This window comes from Prochlorococcus marinus XMU1408 (genome assembly GCF_003208055.1).
GTDB lineage: Bacteria > Cyanobacteriota > Cyanobacteriia > PCC-6307 > Cyanobiaceae > Prochlorococcus_B > Prochlorococcus_B marinus_A.
The window spans coordinates 259,582-283,570 of the sequence record NZ_QJUE01000001.1; the positions used below are offsets into that span (position 1 = coordinate 259,582).

General features: G+C 36.3%; 24 protein-coding genes and 1 pseudogene. 10 read left to right on the forward strand and 15 right to left on the reverse strand.

Going from position 1 to position 23,989, the window contains the following annotated elements:
* Nucleotides 1-22: 22 nt before the first annotated feature.
* The 7 genes from rplL to DNJ73_RS01365 all read right to left on the reverse strand — a co-directional run bounded on the left by rplL (nucleotide 23) and on the right by DNJ73_RS01365 (nucleotide 6,345).
* Nucleotides 23-418: a 50S ribosomal protein L7/L12 gene (gene rplL, locus DNJ73_RS01335; RefSeq protein WP_110859799.1), complete on the reverse strand. Its 396-nt coding sequence runs from the start codon at nucleotides 416-418 to the stop codon at nucleotides 23-25.
* Between the two features lie 52 nt (nucleotides 419-470).
* Nucleotides 471-998, reverse strand: a complete 528-nt coding sequence (gene rplJ, locus DNJ73_RS01340) for a 50S ribosomal protein L10 (RefSeq protein WP_158465960.1) — start codon at nucleotides 996-998, stop codon at nucleotides 471-473.
* 218 nt (nucleotides 999-1,216) lie between these two features.
* Nucleotides 1,217-1,924, reverse strand: a complete 708-nt coding sequence (gene rplA / locus DNJ73_RS01345) for a 50S ribosomal protein L1 (protein ID WP_158465922.1) — start codon at nucleotides 1,922-1,924, stop codon at nucleotides 1,217-1,219.
* Nucleotides 1,925-1,993: 69 nt separating this feature from the next.
* A complete protein-coding gene (gene rplK / locus DNJ73_RS01350; RefSeq protein WP_158465923.1) occupies nucleotides 1,994-2,419 on the reverse strand; it encodes a 50S ribosomal protein L11 in 426 nt (141 codons plus the stop codon).
* Nucleotides 2,420-2,523: 104 nt separating this feature from the next.
* The gene (gene nusG, locus DNJ73_RS01355; RefSeq protein ID WP_374027150.1) at nucleotides 2,524-3,150 is read right to left on the reverse strand and encodes a transcription termination/antitermination protein NusG; all 627 of its coding nucleotides are present in this window, start codon (nucleotides 3,148-3,150) and stop codon (nucleotides 2,524-2,526) included.
* Between the two features lie 84 nt (nucleotides 3,151-3,234).
* Nucleotides 3,235-3,477: a preprotein translocase subunit SecE gene (gene secE, locus DNJ73_RS01360; protein WP_158465925.1), complete on the reverse strand. Its 243-nt coding sequence runs from the start codon at nucleotides 3,475-3,477 to the stop codon at nucleotides 3,235-3,237.
* A 72-nt stretch (nucleotides 3,478-3,549) separates the two neighbouring features.
* Complete coding sequence (locus tag DNJ73_RS01365) at nucleotides 3,550-6,345, reverse strand: ATP-dependent Clp protease ATP-binding subunit (protein WP_158465926.1); 2,796 nt, start codon at nucleotides 6,343-6,345, stop codon at nucleotides 3,550-3,552.
* A gap of 155 nt (nucleotides 6,346-6,500) precedes the next feature.
* Between DNJ73_RS01365 and eno the strand changes: the two genes are divergently transcribed.
* Nucleotides 6,501-7,796: a phosphopyruvate hydratase gene (eno, locus tag DNJ73_RS01370; RefSeq protein ID WP_158465927.1), complete on the forward strand. Its 1,296-nt coding sequence runs from the start codon at nucleotides 6,501-6,503 to the stop codon at nucleotides 7,794-7,796.
* A gap of 22 nt (nucleotides 7,797-7,818) precedes the next feature.
* On the opposite strand, the gene DNJ73_RS01375 is transcribed toward eno, so the two are convergent.
* Together DNJ73_RS01375 and DNJ73_RS01380 are read right to left on the reverse strand one after the other, a co-directional pair.
* Nucleotides 7,819-9,495 (reverse strand): ABC1 kinase family protein, encoded by a 1,677-nt coding sequence (locus tag DNJ73_RS01375; protein WP_158465928.1) that lies wholly within the window; start codon nucleotides 9,493-9,495, stop codon nucleotides 7,819-7,821.
* A complete protein-coding gene (locus DNJ73_RS01380) occupies nucleotides 9,492-9,803 on the reverse strand; it encodes a hypothetical protein (RefSeq protein ID WP_158465929.1) in 312 nt (103 codons plus the stop codon). The genes DNJ73_RS01375 and DNJ73_RS01380 overlap by 4 nt, the downstream gene beginning before the upstream one ends.
* Before the next feature lie 330 nt (nucleotides 9,804-10,133).
* Between DNJ73_RS01380 and DNJ73_RS01385 the strand changes: the two genes are divergently transcribed.
* Complete coding sequence (locus DNJ73_RS01385) at nucleotides 10,134-11,090, forward strand: NAD(P)/FAD-dependent oxidoreductase (RefSeq protein ID WP_158465930.1); 957 nt, start codon at nucleotides 10,134-10,136, stop codon at nucleotides 11,088-11,090.
* Nucleotides 11,091-11,112: 22 nt separating this feature from the next.
* On the opposite strand, the gene DNJ73_RS01390 is transcribed toward DNJ73_RS01385, so the two are convergent.
* The 3 genes from DNJ73_RS01390 to DNJ73_RS01400 are packed head-to-tail and all read right to left on the reverse strand — an operon-like array spanning nucleotide 11,113 to nucleotide 14,115.
* Nucleotides 11,113-11,394 carry a P-II family nitrogen regulator gene (locus DNJ73_RS01390; RefSeq protein ID WP_158465931.1) on the reverse strand — a complete coding sequence of 94 codons (282 nt, stop codon included), beginning with the start codon at nucleotides 11,392-11,394 and terminating at the stop codon, nucleotides 11,113-11,115.
* Between the two features lie 9 nt (nucleotides 11,395-11,403).
* Nucleotides 11,404-12,399, reverse strand: coding sequence for a sodium-dependent bicarbonate transport family permease (locus tag DNJ73_RS01395; RefSeq protein WP_158465932.1), 996 nt, complete (start codon nucleotides 12,397-12,399; stop codon nucleotides 11,404-11,406).
* Nucleotides 12,400-12,447: 48 nt separating this feature from the next.
* On the reverse strand, nucleotides 12,448-14,115 hold the full coding sequence (locus tag DNJ73_RS01400) for a SulP family inorganic anion transporter (protein WP_158465933.1): 1,668 nt from the start codon (nucleotides 14,113-14,115) through the stop codon (nucleotides 12,448-12,450).
* Nucleotides 14,116-14,256: 141 nt separating this feature from the next.
* On the opposite strand from DNJ73_RS01400, the gene DNJ73_RS01405 reads away from it, so the two are divergent.
* From DNJ73_RS01405 to DNJ73_RS01430, 6 genes are all read left to right on the forward strand, one after another.
* Nucleotides 14,257-15,192, forward strand: a complete 936-nt coding sequence (locus tag DNJ73_RS01405) for a DnaJ C-terminal domain-containing protein (protein ID WP_158465934.1) — start codon at nucleotides 14,257-14,259, stop codon at nucleotides 15,190-15,192.
* A 34-nt stretch (nucleotides 15,193-15,226) separates the two neighbouring features.
* Nucleotides 15,227-16,225 carry a porphobilinogen synthase gene (hemB, locus tag DNJ73_RS01410; protein ID WP_158465935.1) on the forward strand — a complete coding sequence of 333 codons (999 nt, stop codon included), beginning with the start codon at nucleotides 15,227-15,229 and terminating at the stop codon, nucleotides 16,223-16,225.
* 49 nt (nucleotides 16,226-16,274) lie between these two features.
* Nucleotides 16,275-16,679, forward strand: a complete 405-nt coding sequence (locus DNJ73_RS01415) for a VOC family protein (protein ID WP_158465936.1) — start codon at nucleotides 16,275-16,277, stop codon at nucleotides 16,677-16,679.
* 15 nt (nucleotides 16,680-16,694) lie between these two features.
* The gene (locus DNJ73_RS01420) at nucleotides 16,695-19,109 is read left to right on the forward strand and encodes an endonuclease MutS2 (protein ID WP_158465937.1); all 2,415 of its coding nucleotides are present in this window, start codon (nucleotides 16,695-16,697) and stop codon (nucleotides 19,107-19,109) included.
* A gap of 100 nt (nucleotides 19,110-19,209) precedes the next feature.
* Nucleotides 19,210-20,199 (forward strand): Obg family GTPase CgtA, encoded by a 990-nt coding sequence (gene cgtA / locus DNJ73_RS01425; protein WP_158465938.1) that lies wholly within the window; start codon nucleotides 19,210-19,212, stop codon nucleotides 20,197-20,199.
* 77 nt (nucleotides 20,200-20,276) lie between these two features.
* On the forward strand, nucleotides 20,277-20,459 hold the full coding sequence (locus DNJ73_RS01430; RefSeq protein ID WP_158465939.1) for a hypothetical protein: 183 nt from the start codon (nucleotides 20,277-20,279) through the stop codon (nucleotides 20,457-20,459).
* A gap of 68 nt (nucleotides 20,460-20,527) precedes the next feature.
* Here DNJ73_RS01430 and DNJ73_RS01435 read toward each other — a convergent pair whose 3' ends face one another.
* From DNJ73_RS01435 to DNJ73_RS01445, 3 genes are all read right to left on the reverse strand, one after another.
* On the reverse strand, nucleotides 20,528-20,746 hold the full coding sequence (locus tag DNJ73_RS01435) for a CP12 domain-containing protein (protein WP_158465940.1): 219 nt from the start codon (nucleotides 20,744-20,746) through the stop codon (nucleotides 20,528-20,530).
* A gap of 161 nt (nucleotides 20,747-20,907) precedes the next feature.
* Complete coding sequence (locus DNJ73_RS01440; protein ID WP_158465941.1) at nucleotides 20,908-21,579, reverse strand: DUF2301 domain-containing membrane protein; 672 nt, start codon at nucleotides 21,577-21,579, stop codon at nucleotides 20,908-20,910.
* A gap of 9 nt (nucleotides 21,580-21,588) precedes the next feature.
* On the reverse strand, nucleotides 21,589-22,563 hold the full coding sequence (locus tag DNJ73_RS01445) for a glutathione S-transferase family protein (protein ID WP_158465942.1): 975 nt from the start codon (nucleotides 22,561-22,563) through the stop codon (nucleotides 21,589-21,591).
* 43 nt (nucleotides 22,564-22,606) lie between these two features.
* Here DNJ73_RS01445 and DNJ73_RS01450 point away from each other — a divergent pair, with 43 nt between their 5' ends.
* Together DNJ73_RS01450 and DNJ73_RS01455 are read left to right on the forward strand one after the other, a co-directional pair.
* A complete protein-coding gene (locus tag DNJ73_RS01450) occupies nucleotides 22,607-23,524 on the forward strand; it encodes an aspartoacylase (protein ID WP_158465943.1) in 918 nt (305 codons plus the stop codon).
* Between the two features lie 323 nt (nucleotides 23,525-23,847).
* Nucleotides 23,848-23,989: pseudogene (locus tag DNJ73_RS01455) on the forward strand (photosystem II q(b) protein); the annotation flags it as partial.

Sequence of the window (23,989 nt, forward strand, 5' to 3'; positions counted from 1 at the left end):
TTTTCCAGTAATTTAAAATTATTTATTTTAAAGTTACTTTTCCACCAACAGCCTCAATTGCTTTCTTTAAAGCTTCAGCATCTTCTTTGGTAGCTCCTTCTTTTATTGTTTTTGGAGCAGCCTCAACTAGGGCTTTTGCCTCGCCAAGGCCTAAACCTGTGGCATTGCGAACCTCTTTAAGGACTTTAATTTTAGATGAAGCGTCAAAGCTTTCTAAAACAACTTCAAATTCAGTTTTTTCTTCGGCAGCATCAGCACCATCGCCACCACCAGCAGCTCCTGGAGCTGCCATGACAACGCCAGCAGATGCGGCAGCAGAGACACCAAAAGCTTCTTCTATTTGCTTTACAAGCTCTGAAGCTTCAAGCAATGAGAGGCTTTTTAATGAATCTAAAATTTCATCGGTTTTTGCAGACATGGTTTAAATCAGCAACTAAATAAGTAGAAAACAAATAGTTAAATAAGACAGATCAGCTCTCGCCACTCTCAGAGTGTTGTTTAAGAGATCTTGCAAGTCCAGAGGGAACCTCATTAATACCAATAGCAATTTTGCTTGTTATGGAATTCATTGCACCAGCAATTTGTGCCATAAGTGCTTCCTTGCTAGGAAGTTTTGCAATCGCTTTGATTTCTTCTTGGGATAAAAGTTTGCCTTCGAAAAGACCTCCCTTTGTCTCAGATTTTTGAGTTTCCTTTTGAAATGCTTGAACAGCTTTAACAGCACTACCAACATCTCCCTTGATTAAAACAAAGGCGTTAGTTCCAGTTAGCAATGAATCCAAACCACTCCAGGAATCTTTTCCTTTTATGGCGTGACGCATCAAGGTATTTTTAGTGACCTTGCAAACGCCTTGGCTTTCTTGCAATCTTGAGCGCAAGTCAGACATCTCTTTTGTGGATAAGCCCTTGTAATCAAGAACTAGAGCCATTTCGGAGTTATCTAGTAGATCCTCTAATTTTTCGACGATCTGTTTTTTGCTTTCCAGCGTGCGGCCCATAATAATTGGATCGAATCGGGGGAAGAACTGGACATGCGGCCATGTTCCATTAGGAATCGAGGCCGCTAACGATTCAATCCAAAAAGAAAAAAATCTTGCGTATACCTCGGCGGGTTTTATAGATGCTATTAAACAAATGCTGAATAGCTCATACCTGCTGTCTTTGGCTGGGCGCATGCCCTGTGGCTATGCCACCTAACTAATTTACAACAAGGGGGTCACTTTTCTTTCTGTAAGTCTTGTAATTCGTTGATATCTAGTTCTACTGATGGACCCATAGTTGATGTAATGAAGAAGCTTCTCCAGAATTTACCCTTTGCTCCACTAGGTTTATTTTTCTCTATGGTTCCCTGCAAAACTTTAAGATTTTCAAGTAGTGCATCTTCAGAAAAACTTGCTTTACCAAATCGAACATGAACAATTCCTGCTTTATCTGCTCTGAATTCAAGTTTTCCTGCTTTAAATTCTTTTATAGCTCCTGCCAGATCGGTAGTAACTGTTCCTGCTTTTGGATTAGGCATTAGTCCTCTGGGACCAAGAACTCTTCCTAGTTTTGCCACCTTAGGCATCATATCTGGAGTTGAAATTAGAAGGTCAAAGTTCATTTCTCCTTTATTGATTGAATCAACTAAATCTTCTTCTCCAGCTAGATCAGCGCCTGCTTTAGTTGCCTCAGATACTTTTTCACCACGGGTGACTACTGCTATGCGAACTTTTTGTCCAGTACCATTTGGCAAAGCAACTGTTGTCCGCAGTTGTTGATCAGTATATTTTGGGTCAATACCTAGTCTTATATGAGCTTCAATAGTCTCATCGAATTTTGCATTAGCATTTTCTTTTACTAGCTTTATCGCTTCAATTGGAGAATATGACCGCTCTTCCACTTTGGAAAGTAACGTCGTCATCCTTTTAGAAAAATTTTTCATAATAAATTGGGGTGCATTCGACTTTTGGTCTCCCCCAGATAAGAGAACTTAAATAATTTTACGATCTGATTAGTCCTTTATGGAAACTCCCATGTTTTTGGCAGTCCCCTCAATAACTTTCATCGCTGATTCGATGCTAGTGCAATTGAGATCTGGAAGTTTTGTTTTAGCAATTTCTTCCAGTTGACTTTTACTTATGGAACCAGCATCTCCTTTCGCTGACTCTCCAGAACCTTTTGCAATGCCTGCTGCTTTAGTTATCAAAACAGAAGCAGGAGGGGTTTTTGTTATGAAAGTAAAACTTCTGTCTTCAAAAACTGAAATTTCTACAGGTATTACAAAACCAGCTTTGTCCTGTGTACGCGAATTGTATTCCTTACAAAACGCCATTATGTTAACCCCGTGTTGACCAAGGGCAGGGCCTACAGGAGGAGCTGGATTAGCTTTACCAGCCTGTAAGGCTAACTTGATCAGGGCTACTACTTTCTTTGCCATCGGCTAAAAATTGAACTAATGCGGAAAATCCGAAACAAGTCAGATTAAATTATCTAATAAACTTAACTCCTAGACTGACCAGACAGCAAAAGGAATTTAAAAAATCAATTTTGTTTGGTTATTTGAGAAAATTCAAGTTCGACAGGAGTTTCTCTACCAAAAATTGATAAAAGAGCTTTAAGTTTGTTTCTTTCTCCTGAAACTTCAATTACTTCTCCTTGGAAATCTTTAAAAGGACCTGAAGTCACAACAATCTGATCTCCTTCTTCTACATCTAATTTCACAACAGTTTTCTTTTCAGCTGCACGTTTGAAAATTCTATTTACCTCTTGTCTGCTTAAGGGACGAGGTTTTATGTGACCTCGGGCTTTACCAGTCGCTCTTCGATCTTCTGCGCCAACAAAATTAATAACATTTGGAGTACTTCTTACAGCCATCATTGTGTCTTCATCTAACACCATGCGAACTAGAACGTATCCAGGAAAAACTTTTTCTTCCGTGGTCTGCCTGCTGCCATCTTTTTTTAGCTTTACTGCTGGTGTTTGAGGGATTTCTATTTCTATAATTCTGTCATTAACACCAAGAGTGATGGCTCTTTGTTCAAGTGTTGCTTTTACTTTTTTTTCGCAACTTGATGCAACTTGAATAGCATACCAACGTGCAATATTTGTCTTTATTGTTTGATTTGAAAAAAATGATTGATCATCCTGATTTGTTTCTGATCTATCAATTATTTTAGAATCTTTATTTGGGGTGGTTTCAGTCTCAGACACTGGAAAAAAATGTGAGTGGTTTAAAAATTTTGATTATTCAACTCAGCGGAATATCTGAGTAGAAGCCCATCCATAAAAACGGGACACAGCCGCAATTGATACTGCCGATAAAGTGACCATTAAAATCACAGCAACAGATTCACTAAAAAGCTGTTGGCGTGATGGCCATACAACAAGTTTCATTTCATCAATTGTAGAGGATAAAAAACTTTTTTTTAAGGCTGGTTTTTCCTTTTTTGCAGGAATTACCTTATCTTGATCCTCTTTAGAAGTTGGACTTGTCACTTTGGGAAGACTAGAAGGGAAAGTACTTTTAAAAGAATGGCTATAAACCTACACTAACTTATGTTTGATCGATTAGTTATCTATTAAAAAAAGAAGTTTATTAGATTCATCACGCTTGGTCGCAACCCTTATTGATTTTGCACCCTCAAATGCTTCTTCTAATATTTGTGTCGCCAACGGGTTTTCTAACCTTCTTCTGATAACTCTTCTAAGAGGCCTGGCTCCATATTCAGGTTCATAACCTTCTTCAGCAAGAGTTTTAATAGTGGCATCATCAACATAAAGAGCTAACCCTTGTTGTTTTAAAAGCTTCTTCAATTCATCAAGTTGAAGTCGAACTATTTGTTCTAAATTCTCGGGTTTGAGTGGCTTAAATCTTATTACTTCATCAATGCGGTTCAAAAATTCTGGTCGAAAATATTTTGATAGAGCTTCGTTGATTTGTTGATCTAATTCTTGTGCAAGCATATTTTTATTTGAATTCTCGTTTTGCACTTGAAGTGAATTATTTAAAATTGCTTTACTGGCAAGATTACTTGTCATAACAATTACTGTATTTCTAAAATCTACTGTTCGACCTTGAGAATCAGTGAGTCGTCCATCATCTAATACCTGTAAAAGAATATTGAATACTTCTGGATGAGCTTTTTCAATTTCATCAAGTAGCAACACTGCATAAGGCCTTTTTCGTATTGCTTCAGTTAATTGACCACCCTCTTCGTATCCCACATACCCAGGAGGCGCACCTAAAAGTCTTGAAACAGCATTTCTCTCCATGTATTCACTCATATCAAGTCTTAACAAAGCGTCCTCTTCATCAAATAAAGAATTTGCTAATGATTTAGCAAGTTCCGTTTTTCCAACACCTGTAGGGCCAAGGAAAAGAAAGGACCCTATAGGTCTTCTTATGTCTTGCATTCCAGCTCTTGCTCGACGAATTGAGGCTGCAACTGCTTGAACAGCATTTAATTGACCAATAACTTTTTTCTCTAAGTCTTGTTCCAAATTTAAGAGCTTTTGTCTTTCACCTGATAAAACTTTGCTAACAGGTATACCTGTCCATCTTGAGACAACATCTGCAATGTCATCTGGATCAACTTGGTCTTTTATTAAGGAATTACCATCTACATTGTCCTCTTTAATAGAAACTTCAATTTCTTTGATCCTTTCTTTTATTTGATAAAATTGGTTATATTTAAGTCTTTCTTTTTCTTCAAGATTTCCAGATATTTCAGCTTCCGTTATTAAATTTGCTAACTCTTCATATCTTAGTTTTAATTCTTGTAATTCATCTGATTTATCAAGTTGATCTTGCCATTTTTGCTTGATGTTATCGATTTCAACTACTAGAAAGTTTTTCTCTTCTTCTAATTTATTTATATTCTCAAATGATCTTTCTTGATTTGCATTTAAGATTAACGAATCTAAATGATTAATCTGAGATTCTTTATCTTCGATGATTTTCGGCTTTGATGTGGATTCAAGTTTTACTTGAGCTGATGCCTCGTCGATTAAGTCAATTGCTTTATCTGGGAGACATCTATCACTTATATATCTATGTGCCAGACGAATAGCTGTAATTAGTGCTTGGTCAGTAATAGTTACTCGGTGATGGAACTCATAGTTTTCCTTCAGCCCTTTTAAAATTTCAAGACTTAGGTCTAAACTAGGCTCTTTAATTAATACTTGCTGAAATCGTCTATCTAGTGCTAGATCTTTCTCGATTGTACGTCTATAATTTTCAGGAGTCGTTGCTCCAATACAACGTAAATCTCCATTAGCTAATAATGGTTTTAATAGACTACCAGCATCAGTATTGGATCTTTCTTTGCTTACAATTGTATGTAATTCGTCTATAAACAAGATGACTCCTTTTTCATTATTACTGATTTCACTTAGTAATGATCTAAATCGTTCTTCAAATTGACCTCGAAATTTTGTTCCTGCTATTAATGCTCCGATATCAAGTGAAATTAGTTTGAAACCTTGAAGAGACTCTGGAAGTTCGTTATCTATAATTTTTTGTGCCAATAATTCTGCAACTGCTGTTTTTCCAACACCTGGAGCTCCAATTAGGACTGGATTGTTTTTTCCTCGTCGAGATAAAACTTTTATAATTGCTTTTATTTCAGACTCCCTCCCAATCACAGGGTCTAATTTCCCTGCTTCAGCTTCAGCAGTAAGGTCTTTACAGTATAAATCTAATGCACTTGGCATTTCACTCAGGCTTAGAGGTTCTTGTTTTGACTTGATATCTTCTTTGCTAAGTGGTCTTTGAGGTTCGGAGGCTAAATCATTTGAAGTGGTTTCAGTTGATCTATAAGGTTTTGAATCTTTTTTTGGTTTTTCCTCTATTTGCTTAAACAAATTTCTTTTTGGTTGTTGAAATGACTTAGGCGCTGGTAGTCGTCGCAATTCCGCTTCAAGAATTTCGCTAGGTAGACCAGCTTGATAAAAAAGATCTTCTCCTAAGCGATTATCTCTACCAATTGCGATAAGAATATGAGATATTTCGATTTGATTTGATCCCCATCGAGATCGGAAATCATCAGCAGTTTCAAGTAGATTTTCTAAATCTTCACCAACAAATAAATCTGTTTGATTATTAATTGGCAGTTCAGCGAGAAAGTTTTCTAGAATTTCACTTATTTCATCATGGTTGATTGGTAAGGGATTTGTATATTTTTGGAATTTTTTATTTCTAAAAAGAACTTCAATAAGATGTTCAACATCTAAATTTTGATGTCGCCATCTCCGGGCTGATTGTTCAGCTATTAATAGGAGATTCCAAGCTTCATCGCTAAAAGAATCTGGTTCTGTAGTGAGACTTCCATTCATTTTCGTTGAATTTTGATTCAAAGAGGTCATGTGCCGACTGCATTTAGGTTGAGATGTTTTAAGCAATATGTGTATTTTATTAAGACAAATTCGATTGATTAGGTCTTGGAAAGCAAGCTAGATTAACAATTAAGGAACATATAGGAATAATGTAGTTCATAAGATCTAAAAATCATCTTAAATTCGTGGCTGACTCTCTAGAACTAGTAATTGATACCATTATGGCCCGAGAAGTGTTGGACTCCCGTGGTAATCCAACAGTAGAGGCTGAGGTGCTTTTAGAGGGTGGAGCTATTGGCCGTTCAATTGTCCCAAGTGGTGCTAGTACGGGAGCACATGAGGCCCATGAATTAAGAGACGGCGGAAAACGTTATAAGGGTAAAGGAGTTATCAAGGCTGTTGGTCACATAGAAGAAAATATTGCTCCAGCCCTATGTGGCTTGTCTGCATTAGATCAGGCCACAGTTGACTCGGTAATGAAACAACTTGACGATACAGACAACAAATCAAATCTTGGTGCTAATTCAATTCTTGCTGTCAGCATGGCTACAGCAAGAGCAGCCGCTAATGGATTGGGGTTGCCTCTATATAGGTATTTAGGTGGACCCATGTCATCTCTATTACCCGTTCCCCTAATGAACGTAATCAATGGAGGTGCTCATGCAGCAAACAACTTAGATTTTCAAGAATTCATGTTGGTTCCACATGGCGCTGAAAGTTTCAGAGAAGCTTTAAGAATGGGAGCTGAGGTATTTCATACGCTTAAAGATTTATTGAGTAAGAAAGGTTTATCAACTGCTGTTGGTGATGAAGGAGGATTTGCTCCAAATCTTGAGAGTAACAAAGCAGCTGGTGACCTTTTAATGCAAGCAATTGAGCAGGCTGGGTTTAAACCAGGTGAGCAAATCTCTCTAGCTTTAGATGTTGCTAGCACGGAGTTTTATGAGGGGGGACAATATTCTTATGGTGGCCATTCCTATTCAAGTGAGCAAATGGTCGGGGAATTAGCTGGTTTAGTTAATGCATATCCAATAGTTTCTATTGAAGATGGATTAGCTGAAGATGATTGGGATGGTTGGAGCTTGTTAACTAAAAAGCTTGGTAAAAGTGTTCAATTAGTAGGGGATGATTTATTTGTTACCAATACTCGTCGTTTGCAGAGAGGGATTGATGAAAATATTGCAAATTCAATACTAATTAAAGTTAATCAAATTGGCTCTCTCACAGAAACACTTGAAGCTATTGAGCTTGCATCAAGATCAAGTTATACATCTGTTATCAGTCATAGAAGTGGAGAAACTGAAGATACAACAATTGCTGATTTATCAGTAGCTACAAAATCTGGCCAAATAAAAACAGGTTCATTAAGTCGTAGTGAGAGGGTTGCGAAATACAATCAATTGCTTCGTATTGAAGATGAGTTAGGAAGCCAAGCGACTTATGCTGGACTTATAGGCTTGGGACCAAGAGGAAGCCTTTAAGGATTGATTGTAAATAATTCAGTTATAATTTTTTTCTCCCTTGGAAATTGTCCAAACGACTTTCACTTCTCATTTTAAATTGTAATTTGATCCAACTTAAAGCTATTGGGAATCCTAAAATTATTGGTATAAAAAATAAAGAAGGTTTATTAGTTGAAGCTAATAAAGCTGAAGATATTGCAAGTGAGCCCAGTAGAACAGAATTACCTAATGTTTGTTGGGCATTAATCATTCTTCTTAATTGTCTATCTGATTCACCCATGCGTACTTGAAGTTGCAAGTCGCCTTGTTCCAATCTCTCTAGATTTTCGTCAAGCCTTTTTGGTAAACCAACTGCTTTGCTTCCCATTTCAGTAACTTGTCTGCCTAATTCGTTTAGCAAGTCATTTTGTTCAGAATCTTTTGATGTCATGAGTGGGAGGAGGAAGGGTTTTGCTATTGCTATTAAATTAAATTCAGGATCTAGATATCTTCCAACTCCTTCAAAAGTTGATAGTGCTCTAAAAACAAAAATCAACTCGATTGGTATTCTAAAGGGTTTCCCATAAGCAAGTTCTGAAATGTCACCCGATAGCTTTTCTATGATTTTTGAGTTAAATGGAGGAGTTAGAGCCTCGGTTAACATTACTCTAATTAATCTTCTTACTGGACCTATTTCTATATCTGCCTCTAACAATCCCGCAATTTGAAGTTCTTTTACTAGTCCACTAACATCTCTAAGAGCCGCTGCTTTGATCATTGAATTAAGTCTGCCTCTGATTCGCTCAGATACAAAACCCATCATTCCAAAGTCATAGTAAATAAGCGAACCACTACTAGAAACAGCTAAGTTGCCGGGATGTGGGTCCGCATGAAAAAAGCCATAATTAACTAATTGCTTCAAGTAACTCGTTGCTCCAATCTTTGCTATTGATGAGGTATCAATACCGTTAATCTTAAGAGTTTTTATATCATTAATCTTAATACCTGGCATATATTCAAGGCATAAAACTTTACTAGAACTTAAATCCCAAAACACACTTGGAACTAATATTTCTGAGTCTTCAATAAATTGTTGTTTAAATCGTGCAGCATATTGAGCTTCAATTTTAAAATCTAATTCTCTAATTAATACTCTCTTGCATTCTTTAGCAATACCTGTCCAGTCTTTTCCCTGACTAATACTTTTATTTTTTTCAACTACTGCAGCTACTTGATTCATAACATCTAGATCAAGTCTGAAAAAATTTTCTATTCCTGGCCTTTGTACTTTAAAAATTACATTTTCACCATTAATTAATTTAGCTTTATGAACTTGAGCAAGTGAGGCAGAACCTATAGGAATTGAATCAATATTTATAATTTTTTTATATGAATCACCAAGCTCAAATAATAAAATTTCTTCAACTTTTTTAAAGTCAAAAGGTGGAACTCTATCTTGTAAAGAGGTTAGCTCATTTACCCATGCCGATGGTATAACATCAGCTCTGGCAGATAAAAGTTGACCTAATTTTATAAAAGCTGATCCTAAGTAAACTAATTCTTTTGTGAGCCATTTAGCTCTAATAATCTGTCGTCTTTCTCTTCGTTTATCGTTGTAACCTTTCAAATAAGTCCATTTTCTAGAATCAAACCATAAAAAGAAAAAAAGAATTAATAATGTTTTCCAAATTCTAAAGGCTCTTCTTAACTTTTGGAAATGACAAATTAAAAATATCAACTTTTTTCCTCAATATTTTTGTTGGTTTGAATTACCTTGGACCTAAGATTGTCAATTTGAGTTTGAATGAGATCTTCTTTCGATGATTGTTTATTGGAGTTGTTCTCCATTGTTGAATCTTTCATTTTTTCTAAACGCTTGGACTCTTCGATAACCTCTTTTTTGAAACTAGACCATTCTTCTTGAAATTTCTGAGGCATTTCTTCGGCAATCTCGCTAAATTCCTGAGCAGAATTTATCAGCTTCTCTGATATTCGAGCTTTTATTCGGTTTATAGCTGCTTTAAGCAGTATTTCTGAATCGCTCAAGAATCTAATTACTCAACTTCTACTCTAGAAGATTTAGTATTTTTTGTGTTCTTTAGAATTTTTATTAAAGGGCGTTACTTTCCTTTTGCAAATTCTTACGTTTTTATTTCTTTAGATTGAGACTAGCTAAGGGCAGATTTGCTCTTGATTAAGTAAATCTATTTAGAAGCTTGTTTGTTATGACTAAACTTAGATAATTTTCATTAGAGTTGAACTAAACAAACATTTGATTTGATTTGGGTTTAAAGTTTAATCTATTAATCCAAGTGAATTCAACACATCCCTTTCTCTTCTCGAAAGAGATCAAAACCTATCTAAGAGAATTTTCCATTGGAAACCATTGAAACTGATGTAGTAATAGTTGGTGGTGGGCCTGCTGGTTGCAGTTGTGCGCTTTACACCTCTCGAGCAGATTTAAAGACAGTAATTCTAGATAAGAATCCTGATGTAGGTGCTCTTGCAATAACTCATCAAATTGCTAATTACCCAGGCGTCTCTAGTGAAATGAGTGGAGAGGCTTTATTAAAACTGATGCGAGATCAAGCTACTCAATATGGGGCTGACTATCGAAGAGCGCAGGTCTTTGGTATTGATTCAACTGGTGACTGGAAAACTATTTATACACCTGAGGGAACCTTTAAAGCAAAAGCACTTGTAGTTGCAAGTGGTGCAATGGGAAGACCTGCATCGTTTAAAGGTGAGGCAGAATACCTCGGTCGAGGCGTTAGCTATTGCGCAACTTGTGATGGAGCTTTTTATAGAGATCGTGAAGTTGCGGTTGTTGGGATCAATAAAGAGGCAATCGAAGAAGCAAATGTTCTTACAAAATTTGCTTCCAAAGTTCATTGGATTACATCCAATGATCCCAAATCAGATGATCATCATGCACAAGAACTTTTATTAAAGCCAAATGTGAACCATTGGAGCAAAACTAGGTTGATGCAAATCGAAGGAAATGATTCTGGTGTCACAGGTATCAAAGTAAAGAATAGATCAATTGATAATCATCAAGATATTGCTCTTGAGGGGGTTTTTGTTTACATGAGTGGATCAAAGCCTATTACAGATTTTCTAGGAGATCAGGTCGCTTTTAAGGAGGATGGAGGTGTACTAGTTGATGACTTTATGTCCACAACAGTTGAAGGTGTTTGGGCTATTGGAGACATCAGAAATACACCTTTTAAACAAGCTGTTGTTGCCGCATCAGATGGATGTATAGCTGCTATGGCAATTGATAGATATTTAAATAGCAGGAAATCAATTCGTGTTGATTGGGTTCATGCTTAATTTAAACAATTGAGCAATTTTTCTAAAGTGGAGTTGCTTCTGAAACATAGGCCACACCTCCGTAGTAACTCAACACGGATTTTATATCTTCTCTAATTTTATCTATTGTAACTTGCTCGCAAAAAATAATTACATGAGCATTTGACCCGAATCCAGTAAATTCCATATCTTCAGTAACAACTCTTTCGGGACCTCTTCCAGTTGCATGCTTCATAACTGTATAGCCTGGTACTTCTGCTTTTTCTAAAGTTGAGAGAACATCGTCGAGTTCTCTTTCACTAAAAATCAAATCAAGTCTTTTCATGTTTGAGATCTATCCAATTTGTGGAATCATTGTGTTTACTAAGCCCATATATACTGGTATTCCAATAATTATGTTAAAAGGAAAGGTTAATCCAAGAGTGGTTGAAATGTAATAACCAGGCCTGGCTTCAGGAACAGTCATTCTCATTGCAGTTGGCACTGCTAAATAAGATGCACTGGCACATAAAACTACAAATAAAAGAGCATTGCCAGGGTCTAAATTCAGGAATTTAGCTACTACTGATCCTAGGACTGCATTTAATATTGGCATAAATATCGAAAACATAATTAGAAATGCACCAGTTTTATTGAGTCGAGCAAGGCGTTGAGCTGCCACAATTCCCATATCAAGAAGGAAAAAACATTCTGCTCCATAGAACAAATCGCCTGTAAATGGTTCCATCTTTTTAATGTCAGAAGGATCAATTGCTGATGTTAAAAAACCTATTAATAAGCTTCCAAGTAATAAATAGACTGAACCATTTAGCATCGATTCATGAAGAATTGATCCCCATTTCATTTTCTTTTTAATAGGCCTATCTTTGGGTGCTCCAAATTTGACTAACAGAAGACCAATAATTATTGCTGGTGACTCCATAAGTGCTAACGCACCAACCATAAAACCATCAAAGGGTATGTTCTGACTTTCGAGAAAGCTTTCAGCAGTTATAAATGTCACTGCGCTGATTGATCCATAAGCTGCAGATATGGCTGCTGCATTAAAAACATCAAATTTAAATCTCAGTATTACAAAGCAAATAAGTGGGATTAACAAAGACATCAATATTGCAGCGATCACAGTAGGAATTACTGGATAATTAAAGCCGCTTTTTTGAAGTTCAATTCCTCCTTTGAAGCCTATTGCAAGAAGAAGGTATAGAGAAAATAATTTTGGCAGCGGAGAAGGGATCTCAAAATCTGATTTTAGGGCGTATGCAATTGCACCTAAAAAGAAAAAAAGTATTGGAGGACTTAAGGCATTTTGGATGAAAAGATTATGTCCCATTTCTTGTTAGTTTTTAAGGTTATGCAATTTAGATAAAAATATTTTTCATCAATCATTGATGTTGTCAATTGCGGCTGTAAGAGCTTCTTTTCTTGTCCCAATCACATCGACTCCAAATTTGGCTAATCTATCTTTTACTCTTCCAGTAGCACCGGCAACATATGCTTTTCTTGAATTGTTTAAGGCTTCTTGCACCATATCCTCTATAGCAAGTGTTGCAGTGACTCCAAGTCTTGGAACATCGGTGATATCAAGAATTAACACTTTATAATTTCTCACTAGCATCATTCTCTCAGTTATTCCTTTTGCTGCTCCAAAGCTAAGTGGTCCTTTTAGCCTGAATAGCATTACTTCTCCTGCGCAGCGATCTAAAAGTGCTTTTTCATCTGAGGGAAGTTGAGCATTTGCAGCATTGTTATTTGCTTCTGAATCAATTGGATTATCTGCTTCCATCCCTTCTAATTGTGTTTCAGTAATTGAATCGATAGTTAGCATATTTGCAATGAAGACTCCAACAAGTACGGCCCATATTAAGTCCCAGAAGACTGTCATAAGAAGGACTCCATACATCACACTTGCTGTCTTAAGAGAAAGTCGATGCGCTCTCAATAGGAATCCCCAGTCAATAATGTCTAAACCAACTTTGATTAAAATTCCAGCGAGAAGTGCTGTAGGTATTTGAGCAGCAAGTGGACCTGCCCCAACAAGTACTAGTAGCAAAACAATGGAATGAACCATTCCTGAGATTGGTGTGGATCCACCAGATTTGACATTTATTACTGTCCTCATAGTTGCACCTGCACCAGGCAAACCTGTGAAAATACCAGCAACAGCATTTCCTATACCTTGTCCAATTAGTTCTCGATCAGAGTTATGTCTTGTTTGAGAAATATTATCTGCTACTAGAGATGTAAGAAGTGAATCAATAGCACCAAGAACAGCAAGAACTAGTCCGGCTTTAAGAATTATAGGGAAGAAATTATCAAAGCTTGGATCAGGCAGACTTAGAGAGAGGCCACCCTCTGGGATTGCACCTATTCGATCGATAGAACTATCGCCAAAGAGAAGAATGGATAACGGAGTTACTATTAACAATGCTAAAAGCGGGGAAGGTACCCATTGACTTATCTTGCGAGGAGTTAAGAAAACTATTGCAAGAGTCATAACTGCAACCGATATTGCAGCCCCATTAGGTTCGAAATTTTTAACTAAAGTCGAAAGAGACTCTAAGACTCCCCCACGAGTTGATATTCCCAATAAAGGACCAATTTGAAGGGTAATTATGATCACCCCAATTCCAGACATAAAACCTGAAACGACAGAATATGGAACAAGTGTTATGTATTTACCAAGTCTTAATAGTCCAAATAAAATCTGAAATAACCCTCCAATGACTACTGCAGCCATTACTAAAGGGAGAATTTCGCCAGCAGATAAATCTCTCGGTACCCCTACAGCTGCCAAGCTGGCCACTACTCCTGCGACTGTCACGCTCATAGGTCCCGTGGGACCACTTACTTGAGCAGGAGTCCCTCCAAATAAAGCTGCGAGGAAACCAACGACTACTGCTCCATATAGTCCATAAATAGCGCCTCCTGGTCCTAACGCCGCGTTACCAAACGCTAGAGCTAGTGGCAAGGCCACAACTGCTGCGGTTAAACCACCTAATACATCACCTCTAATATTCTTCAGGTGAAAGCCATTAATTAACGCCAATCGACTCTCCTAACTTAATTTGACTTAAATAAGCCTATATCTTCAAGGTTCCATTACGTTCGGCGCTCTCTAATTTTAAATACTTATATTGAATGAAATCAGCAAAAAGACTGGTCTTACTATGGAAAAAGCTTTAATTATATGGAATTAAACGGTTTTAAGGATTATTTCAAAATTCTTGGTGTTAGTAGAAATGCTACCGATCAGGAAATCAAAAGTGCTTTTAGAAAACTTGCTAGAAAATTTCATCCTGACTTACATCCCTATGATGAGAAAGCTGAGTTGAAATTTAAAGAAATCAATGAAGCTTATGAGACACTTTCTGATCAAGAGAAAAAAAAGTCTTATGAACAATATCTAAGTTATTGGTTTAAAAATAGAAATGGAAAGACTCAAGATAGTTATGACCAAAATAATGGCATTGGATTTGATGAATCTTTAAAATTTGATGACTTTTTGAGTGATTTAATTGGTAGATTTAGTGAGGTTGGCCAAGAAATTTATTCAACTATATCATCAGATAAAAAGAATCAATCATTAAATTTGGATGCTGAGTTTAAATTGAATATTACTTTTTTTGAGGCTTTTAATGGAACAAAAAAGAATCTACTAGTCAATAATGAACGTCTTAAGGTTGATATTCCAAAAGGTATTCAATCAGGATCAGAAATATGTATTAAAAATAAGGGAAATATTCAACTTGGGAAAGGGAAAAGAGGTGATTTATTAATTAAAGTAAATGTTCAATCTCATTCGATTTGGAAAATTAAAGGTTTGGATATTTATGCAGATTTACCTATTTCTTTAGACGAATTAACTTTGGGAGCAAATATTTTGGTTGCTACACCTCAAGGAAATGCATATTTATTAATCCCTTCAGGAAGCGTCCCTGAACAAAAGTTGAGATTAGAAGGTCAAGGATTGCATGATTTAGATGCTCAAGGAGATTTATTTTTTACTCTTAAATTAAAGTTGCCTGAAAAATGGTCTGATGAGGAGTTGGAACTGCTGAAAAAGCTTAGATCTGTTCGATTAGATGAACCTCGTGCAAGTTGGTTCGATCAGGCCAGTACTTAGAGGAAGTAAAATGTAATTATCTCTATTGGTCCATATGGATCTTACTTATCGGCCTCGTCGTCTTCGTAAAACTAACTCTTTAAGAGAGATGGTTAGAGAGCATAGCGTCTCTGCCTCTGACTTCATCTATCCTCTTTTCGTCCATGAAGGTTTAGATATTCAAGAAATAGCAGCTATGCCAGGTTCATTTCGCTGGTCATTGGATGGATTAGTTGATGAGGTTAAGCGTGCTTGGAATCTTGGGATCAGATGTGTCGTTCTTTTCCCAAAGGTTCCAGACGAGCAAAAAACAGAAGATGGAGCTGAATGTTTTAACGAAAAAGGTTTAATACCTAGGGCTATTGAAAGATTAAAAAAGGAAATACCTGAAATGTGCATTATGACTGATGTCGCTTTAGATCCATATTCTTGTGATGGTCATGATGGGATAGTTAGTGATGAAGGAATAATTTTGAATGATGAAACAGTTGATTATTTGTGTAAACAAGCAATTGTTCAAGCAAAATCTGGAGCAGATTTAATTGGCCCGAGTGACATGATGGATGGAAGGGTTGGAGCCATAAGAGAAGCTCTAGATGATGAAGGTTTTGAACATGTAGGAATAATTAGTTACACAGCAAAATATTCATCTGCATATTATGGCCCTTTTAGAGAAGCTTTAGATTCTGCTCCTAGGTCATTATCAAGTAAGCCTATTCCAAAAAATAAAAACACCTATCAGATGGACCCAGCCAATGCTAGAGAAGCCATAACAGAAGCTCAACTTGACGAACAAGAAGGATCGGACATCTTAATGGTCAAACCAGGTTTGGCTTACTTGGATATTATTTATCGTTTAAGAAAAGAATCAGAATTGCCGATAGCTGCTTATAACGTTAGCGGTGAATATTCAATGGTCAAAGCTGCTGCTCAAAGAGGCTGGATAGATGAAAAGGCAATCGTTTTGGAAACCTTACTTAGTTTTAAAAGAGCGGGAGCTAGTCTTATCCTTACTTACCATGCATGTGATGCCGCAGGATGGTTAAAAGATTAATAGAGTTGATTAAAACAACCATTCAAAATTTGAACTTCAAATCAAAAGTATGATAAAAAAAGCATCTAATTTAAATCTTGAAAGTGTTCATCGTCTCGGTCATGTAGCGATAAGAGTCAATGATGTTGATAGGGCTAAAAGCTTTTATATGAGCTTGGGAATGAAGCTTGTCTGGGATGATACTGATTGGTGTTATTTAGAAGCAGGGGAGAGTAGGGATGGATTGGCATTGCTTGGTCCAGGCTATAAAGCTGCAGGCCCACATTTTGCATTTCATTTCACAAATAAGGATGAAATAGAGAGAATACATGACTCTCTAAAAAATCAAGGAATGAAAGTTGGTGCTTTACACGATCATCGTGATGGGACCTCTTCTTTTTACCTAAAAGATACAGAAGGGAATTGGTTGGAAATGCTCTATCATCCATTAACAGGGATACCAACAAATCAATAGACTTTAAGTAGACGAATGGGATTAATCATAAATCATGACGATTCTAGCAAGACACAAATTATTTTAGAGTCGCTGGATCTACTTGAATGGCCAACTGTTTGTCGCCATTTATCGACATTCGCCGTTACTCATCAAGGTCGTAAAAGATGTGAAAGCTTTACTTTGCCACTTGATATATCTTCAAGTCAGGAGTTATTGTGTCAAACATTAGAAATAGGATCATTAGATATTGCTATTGATGGAGGAATATCTTTTGAAGGTGTTCATGATTTAGAAAATATTCTTTTAATATGTTCAAAAGGCGGTATCGCTACAGGTGAAGACTTATTGAAAGTAGCTGAGACTTTAAGGGCTGCCAGGAAATTACGAAAACTATTATTTGATCAATTAACCCGCCCACGACTTTCTGAATTACTCATAGACATTGCTACTTTGCCAGATTTACAAAAACTCCTCGAATATGGATTAGATGAAGGTGGAAGAATTGCTGATCGCGCAAGTGCAAAGCTTTCTGAATTACGTCGACATATGAATTCAGTACGCCTACAAAGGAAAGATATTCTTCAAGATATTATTAGGAAACATAGTGGATTGCTGCAAGATAATTTTGTTTCAGAGAGATATGGCCGACCTGTTCTGGCATTCAAGGCTGGAACTTCCGATCAGATTAAAGGAATGGTGCATGATAGTTCAGCCTCTGGAAGTACAATCTATGTTGAACCACAAGCTGTTATATCTATAGGCAATCGTTTAGCTAAGATTGATTCTGAAATCTCAGATGAGGAGAGGAGACTTCTAGCTAATTGGAGCAAAGAAGTTGGCATTAACGCAAATGTAATAGCTCATTTAGGTGAGATACTATTAAAAATTGAGTTTTCATTAGCTAGAGCACGTTACTCTAAGTGGTTGAAGGGGGTACCAGCAATTCTTGATGATGAGGAAAATACATCATTTGAGATTAAAGATTTTCGTCATCCTTTATTAGTTTGGAATGATTTCCATACGAAAAAAAAGACAGTTATTCCAACTAGTTTTGATGTTTCCCCTGATTTAAAAGTTGTAGCGATTACAGGCCCTAATACTGGCGGTAAAACGGTTGCTTTAAAAAGCCTAGGTCTAGCAGTTTTAATGGCTAAAGCAGGTTTGCTTTTGCCATGCACAGGCTCACCAAGATTACCATGGTGTAAAAACATTTTAGCTGATATTGGTGATGAGCAATCATTACAGCAAAATCTATCAACATTTAGTGGACATATCCTTCGTATAAGTCGAATACTCGATGCTATAGCTCTATTCCCTGGTACGACTCTTGTTCTTTTAGATGAAGTTGGAGCCGGAACTGATCCAACTGAAGGTACAGCTTTAGCTATGGCTCTTTTAAAAATAATGGCGGATAGGGCAAGATTAACTATTGCTACTACTCATTTTGGAGAATTAAAAGCACTCAAATATAGCGATCCAAGATTTGAGAATGCCTCTGTTTCTTTTGATAGTGATACAATAAAGCCAACTTTTCATTTGCAATGGGGAATTCCTGGTCGAAGTAATGCAATAGAGATTTCCAAAAGACTTGGTCTTGATGAAGAGGTAATTAAAAGTGCTCAGAAATTTATCGATCCTGTAAGCGTTGATAACGTTAACCAAGTGATTAGGGGTTTAGAGAAACAAAGAGAACGTCAACAATCAGCAGCTGAGGATGCTGCTGCATTATTGGCTAAAACAGAATTATTACATGAAGAATTACTTGATAGATGGCAGAAACAACGTCAACAATCTGATGAGTTTAATGAAAAAGGAAGATTTAAGTTGGAGTCATCAATTAAAGAAGGTCAAAAAGAAGTTAGACATTTGATTAAACGTTTGCGAGATCAAAATGCTAGTGGTGAGACGGCAAGAGTTGCTGGTCAACGATTACGTCAAATGGAAAAGGGCTATCGAAGCGATAAGCAAATGAAGCATATACAGAGTTGGGCTCCTAAGATTGGAGACAAAGTTAGATTGTCTTCTATTGGTAAAGCAGGTGAAATAATTTCTTTTTCAGATGATGGCATGCAATTAATAGTGCTATGCGGTGTATTTCGGAGCAAAGTAAGTTTGACTGAAGTAGAAAGTCTTGATGGTCAAAAGGTAGAAATAAATCCATTTGTGCAAGTACAAACTTCGCAACTAAGAAAGAATTTATCCTTAGTGCGTACTAAAAAAAATACATTAGATGTAAGAGGTTTACGAGTACATGAAGCGGAGGGGGTAATTGAAGAAAAGTTGAGAAATTGTTCTGGAGCTTTATGGGTTATTCATGGGATTGGTTCTGGAAAATTGAAAAAAGGTTTGAGGAAATGGTTGGATTCACTTTCATATATTGAAAAAGTAGTCGATGCTGAACCTCATGATGGAGGTCCGGGATGTAGTGTTGTATGGATGGTTGATTAAAGTTGGAATAAAAGTTATGAACAGTGTTGTCAAATTATTGAATTTAGCAAGGATGAATTTAAGAATTACTATTTAGTTTATTGATCATAAATATTTCTAAATGCAATTTATTGATCAGGCCATTATTGATGTTAAAGCAGGTTCAGGTGGTGACGGGATCTCTGCTTTTAGGAGAGAAAAGTATGTTCCTGCAGGTGGGCCTGCAGGAGGAGATGGAGGGCAAGGAGGAAATGTTGTTTTAGAAGCTGATGATAATTTGCAAACTCTTTTGGACTTCAAATTTCAAAAATTAATTTCTGCTGAGAATGGTCAGAGAGGTGGTCCCAATAAATGCACTGGGGCATCAGGAAAAGATACTGTTCTTAAAGTTCCATGCGGAACAGAGGTACGACATCTTTCTACAAATATTATTCTTGGTGACTTAACTCACAAAGGTCAGCAACTTATTGTCGCGTTTGGTGGTAAAGGAGGCTACGGTAACGCTCGGTATTTATCTAATAGTAATAGAGCTCCAGAAAAATTTACTGAAGGAAAGGATGGGGAAGAATGGTCATTACAATTGGAGTTAAAACTTTTAGCAGAAGTAGGTATTATTGGTTTACCAAATGCAGGGAAAAGTACATTAATTTCCGTACTCTCCTCTGCAAGACCAAAAATTGCTGATTATCCATTTACAACTTTAATTCCTAATCTTGGAGTAGTCAGAAGGCCCTCAGGAGATGGAACAGTTTTTGCAGATATTCCTGGTTTAATATCTGGAGCCTCAAAAGGCATTGGACTTGGGCATGATTTTCTCCGACATATCGAAAGAACAAAGGTTTTGCTCCATTTAATTGATTCAGCATCAAATGATCCAATAAATGATTTCAAAACTATTAATGAGGAATTAACGTCTTATGGTCATGGCTTAATTTCTAGACCTAGAATTTTTGTTCTTAATAAAAAAGAACTATTAAATGAGGATGCTATTAAAAAACTTCTCAATAAAATTGAGAAATTAACTAAAAAAAAGGTTCATATAATTTCAGCAGTAACGAAATTTGGTCTGGATGATTTGTTGAGTTCTATATGGAACGAACTTGGATATTAATTAATTGTTATGAGTGAATCATAGCTACTTGTCTTAGAGTTAATTCTTGGTCATAACTAAATAGAGTCTTTAAATTTATGGATTTTTACAGTTGTTTTGATGGACAAGGAGAAATTATTGCTCGTTGCCAGACTAATCAAGATATTAATGTTTTAAAGAAAATGGGTAGACCAATAGCTGAGGTACGTCAAATGAAAAATGAGGAGGCAGTTGTATGCTCTTTAACTGGCAGCCCTTCAGATTTTAATATGGATTATTAATTAATTCTTAGCAAGAAGAAGGGGGCAATTTTATTGCCCCCTTCTTCTTGCAAGTTTTTCTCTAAGAATTAATCGTCATAAACTAAGCACTCTGGCTCATCAGGATTAGCGTCGCAGAAAAGTTCAAGAGCATTTGGATCATGCTTATCTTCTGGATGATGCTCTTTATATTCCTCGAGAGAATGAAGCTCATCTGTTAAATGCCTAACTTTAGGATCATTGCCTGAAGCTCTAGCTGTTTGGATCTCCGACTGATCCTTTTGAATATGCTCGTCGATGGATTTCATAGCGTCTTAAGGCAGCAAAATCTTTAACTAATACAAGATAATTATGTCGGGGAAATATTGCACGTGCTTTGTAAATTTGGTTGGATTTCCTCACCATTCGCTGACATGGCACACTTATCGTTTGATCTCGGGAAATTGTTCATAGGTGAATTCCTTGGTGGCTAATTTGTCTTAATATCTGGCGTATTTAGCTTTCTTTGCCGTTCTAAAAAATCAAACACACTTTTATCTCCTATGTCAGCTTCTGCTGGCAGGTTAAATTTTCTAATCCCTAATACCAATAAAAGTAGCGATGAAAGAACTAACAGTGAAAAAGTAAATTTTTCACTAATAAGTTCAGTCAAATGTCCAATAAAAGCAATTGGAATGAATATTGTGATTCCTATTGCCTCTGTTCTTCTAAAACAAAAAAACTCTTTGAAACCGATTCCTGTTAAAGATACAAAAAGTGGTCCAACTAGAAATACCAATTTTGGATTTTCTTTAAGGGAAGAAATAAGGTTTGTTAATCCAAAGTGATATGTAACTATTACTAAACCAATGCAACCAGTTGCCCAAAACAATACAAGTGTTTGATGTAAAGGTCTTAAATATATGTGTATCCATTTAAGACTTAACCCTAAACTGATTCCCAAGCCAGCAAAACTAATCCATACTTGACTAGATCCATTAGTAAACCATTGGAATAGACCTAACGAAAAAAACAAACCACAAAAGAGAATAGACAATCGATAGAAGAGGACTTCTCTCTTGTCTTTGGGGGTTACTATGTAATCTCCATATACTCCTTTAATTGGATTAGAGGATTTAAAATAAGAATTTTCTTCGTTCATAGTTGATAATTAATGATTTATAATTGTTGTTATATCTTCTCCATTAGGAATAATACTACTTGGATTCAAAGGAAATAAAGTTCCAAAATAATCTTGTCTCCAAGAATCAACATCACATGTGTTTTTTATATTGTACATATTAAAAATCTTTTTTCTCCACTTAATTATATTTGGAAATGATGTAATTGGTTTATTGCTACATTTGAATAGTGGGCAATAAATTGTTTCCCATCTGATAATGGTAGGAAAAAGTCTTATATCAGCAATTGTAAGATCTTCTCCACAGAGCCAAGGCCCATTTGATTGAAGATTTTCTTCTATGGTTTTTAGAGCTGAAAACATATCGCTAGAGGCTTTTTCATAAGCTTTTTGATTTCTAGCAAATCCACATTTATAGACTCCATTATTAATACTCTCTTGAATTAAATTCTGCCAGTTATTTATTTGTTGTTTAGATTTGATTGGATTAAGGTCTATTTCTTGTCCATATACAGGCCAGTTATTCAATATTTCTACAAGCTCAGCACTTTCATTGTTTATAAGTCTTGATTTTGATTCGGGTTCATTACCTGGATCGAAAAGCATTGGTACTGTTGCTCTTTTTGATTGATGATTTCCGCATTCTCGATAAAGCTCTTGGAGGGTTTTACATCCTTTTATTGGAGGATCTAATATCCATCTTCCTCCTGCCTTGTCTACTTGTGCGATATGAAGATTGATTGATTTCTGTAATCCTTTGATTTCGTAAATCAACCATGCTCTGTGGGCCCAAGGACAACTTTTGGCAACTATTAAGCCTGGCATTTGATTTGAGGATCTATTTGTTAAATCTTTCTTTGTCGGGATTTGAATTGGTTTTTGAAGATTTAATGGCCTCTTGTAATTTCCATTTGAATCTGATGGAGCAAGACCATTCATTAAAATTTTCCACTCACAATTCCAAATGTTTCTCGCAGCTTTTACAAAAATTGGTGGTATGGTCATAAATTTCTTTTAAGCTTATTTTTATCTATAGGTTTATTGATTAATCATGCCGCTACAGATACTTCTCGTGGCTGGTACACATGGTAATGAAATAAATGGTATCTGGCTTTTTGATGAATGGAATAAATCATCCTTTTTAATAAATACCTACGGAATTAAAACTTGTAAGGTGATTGGAAATCCTCAGGCGACAAAGGCTGGTAAAAGATATATTCACAATGATTTGAATCGAAGTTTCCTTGAGGAATCATTTTTATCTACAAACTCTTCAAATTTTGAGAGAAGTAGAGCAAATGAATTACTTAGTCTTTATGGAGTAGCAGGAGCAAATCCGTGTCAAATAGCTTTAGATTTTCATACAACTACAGCGTCCATGGGTAGTTGTTTGGTTGTTTATGGCAGAAGAGATGCAGATTTGGCGTTGGCTTCTTTAATTCAAAATAAATTAGGCTTACCAATTTATCTTCATGAATCTGATCAGAAACAAACAGGTTTTTTAGTTGAATCTTGGCCTTGTGGACTTGTAGTAGAAATTGGTCCCATAGGTCAGGGACTCTTGAATTCAAGAATTATTTCACAGACAAAATTGATTCTTGAGAGTTTGATGGAACAAATTCATCAAGTTAAGAACTTAAATCTCTTTTTCCCTGAAAAATTGATAGTTCACAGGCATATAAAAAGTATCGATTTACCAAGAGATGAAGAAGGCAATATTAATGGATATGTACATTCTCTGAGGCAATCAAAGGATTGGCATGAATTAAAAAAAAATGATGAATTGTTTTATAAGTTAAATGGGGAAATAATTAGATTTGAAGAAGATGAACCTTTCATTCCTGTTTTCATAAATGAAGCAGCGTATGTGGAAAAAAATATCGCTATGAGCTTTACCAAAAGAGAATTATGGAATTTTAAAAAAGAATGGAAACAATCATTGATTGATCTTATACATCAGAAGTAAGTTCTCTCGCTCCAATAAACAATCGCCCCTTGAGCTTCTAATTCATATTTTCTGTGACGTGCATCACTCAGAGGAACTCTCTCTTCAAGCCTACGCCCATTGATCAGCCATTTGATTAGAACCAATTTGCGACCTCAAAGGGTAAATCTTAAAAGAACCTTAAGACTTCTCGAGTGCTGTTTGAGCGCTACTTGCAGATTCTCTTCATAAATTGTCCTACATATTGTCCACAGAAGGGGGCATTCTCCTTTAATATCACTGCTGGCAGTCTAATTAGCTGCTCTTATTTACTCGTCCCTTTAGGGACATACACATTCGTCCTCATGACCACCATTCAGCAGCAGCGTTCTTCGTTGCTCAAAGGTTGGCCACAATTCTGCGAGTGGGTTACTTCCACCAACAATCGTATTTATGTCGGTTGGTTCGGTGTATTGATGATCCCTTGTCTTCTTGCGGCAACAACTT

Bases quoted from the DNA above. Each gene is read 5' to 3' on its own strand.
- rplL (WP_110859799.1), bottom strand. From the start codon at position 418: ATGTCTGCAAAAACCGATGAAATTTTAGATTCATTAAAAAGCCTCTCA.
- rplJ (WP_158465960.1), bottom strand. From the start codon at position 998: ATGGGCCGCACGCTGGAAAGCAAAAAACAGATCGTCGAAAAATTAGAG.
- rplA (WP_158465922.1), bottom strand. From the start codon at position 1,924: ATGAAAAATTTTTCTAAAAGGATGACGACGTTACTTTCCAAAGTGGAA.
- rplK (WP_158465923.1), bottom strand. From the start codon at position 2,419: ATGGCAAAGAAAGTAGTAGCCCTGATCAAGTTAGCCTTACAGGCTGGT.
- DNJ73_RS01365 (WP_158465926.1), bottom strand. From the start codon at position 6,345: ATGACCTCTTTGAATCAAAATTCAACGAAAATGAATGGAAGTCTCACT.
- DNJ73_RS01390 (WP_158465931.1), bottom strand. From the start codon at position 11,394: ATGAAAAGACTTGATTTGATTTTTAGTGAAAGAGAACTCGACGATGTT.
- DNJ73_RS01395 (WP_158465932.1), bottom strand. From the start codon at position 12,399: ATGGGACATAATCTTTTCATCCAAAATGCCTTAAGTCCTCCAATACTT.
- DNJ73_RS01405 (WP_158465934.1), top strand. From the start codon at position 14,257: ATGGAATTAAACGGTTTTAAGGATTATTTCAAAATTCTTGGTGTTAGT.
- hemB (WP_158465935.1), top strand. From the start codon at position 15,227: ATGGATCTTACTTATCGGCCTCGTCGTCTTCGTAAAACTAACTCTTTA.
- DNJ73_RS01415 (WP_158465936.1), top strand. From the start codon at position 16,275: ATGATAAAAAAAGCATCTAATTTAAATCTTGAAAGTGTTCATCGTCTC.
- DNJ73_RS01420 (WP_158465937.1), top strand. From the start codon at position 16,695: ATGGGATTAATCATAAATCATGACGATTCTAGCAAGACACAAATTATT.
- cgtA (WP_158465938.1), top strand. From the start codon at position 19,210: ATGCAATTTATTGATCAGGCCATTATTGATGTTAAAGCAGGTTCAGGT.
- DNJ73_RS01430 (WP_158465939.1), top strand. From the start codon at position 20,277: ATGGATTTTTACAGTTGTTTTGATGGACAAGGAGAAATTATTGCTCGT.
- DNJ73_RS01435 (WP_158465940.1), bottom strand. From the start codon at position 20,746: ATGAAATCCATCGACGAGCATATTCAAAAGGATCAGTCGGAGATCCAA.
- DNJ73_RS01440 (WP_158465941.1), bottom strand. From the start codon at position 21,579: ATGAACGAAGAAAATTCTTATTTTAAATCCTCTAATCCAATTAAAGGA.
- DNJ73_RS01445 (WP_158465942.1), bottom strand. From the start codon at position 22,563: ATGACCATACCACCAATTTTTGTAAAAGCTGCGAGAAACATTTGGAAT.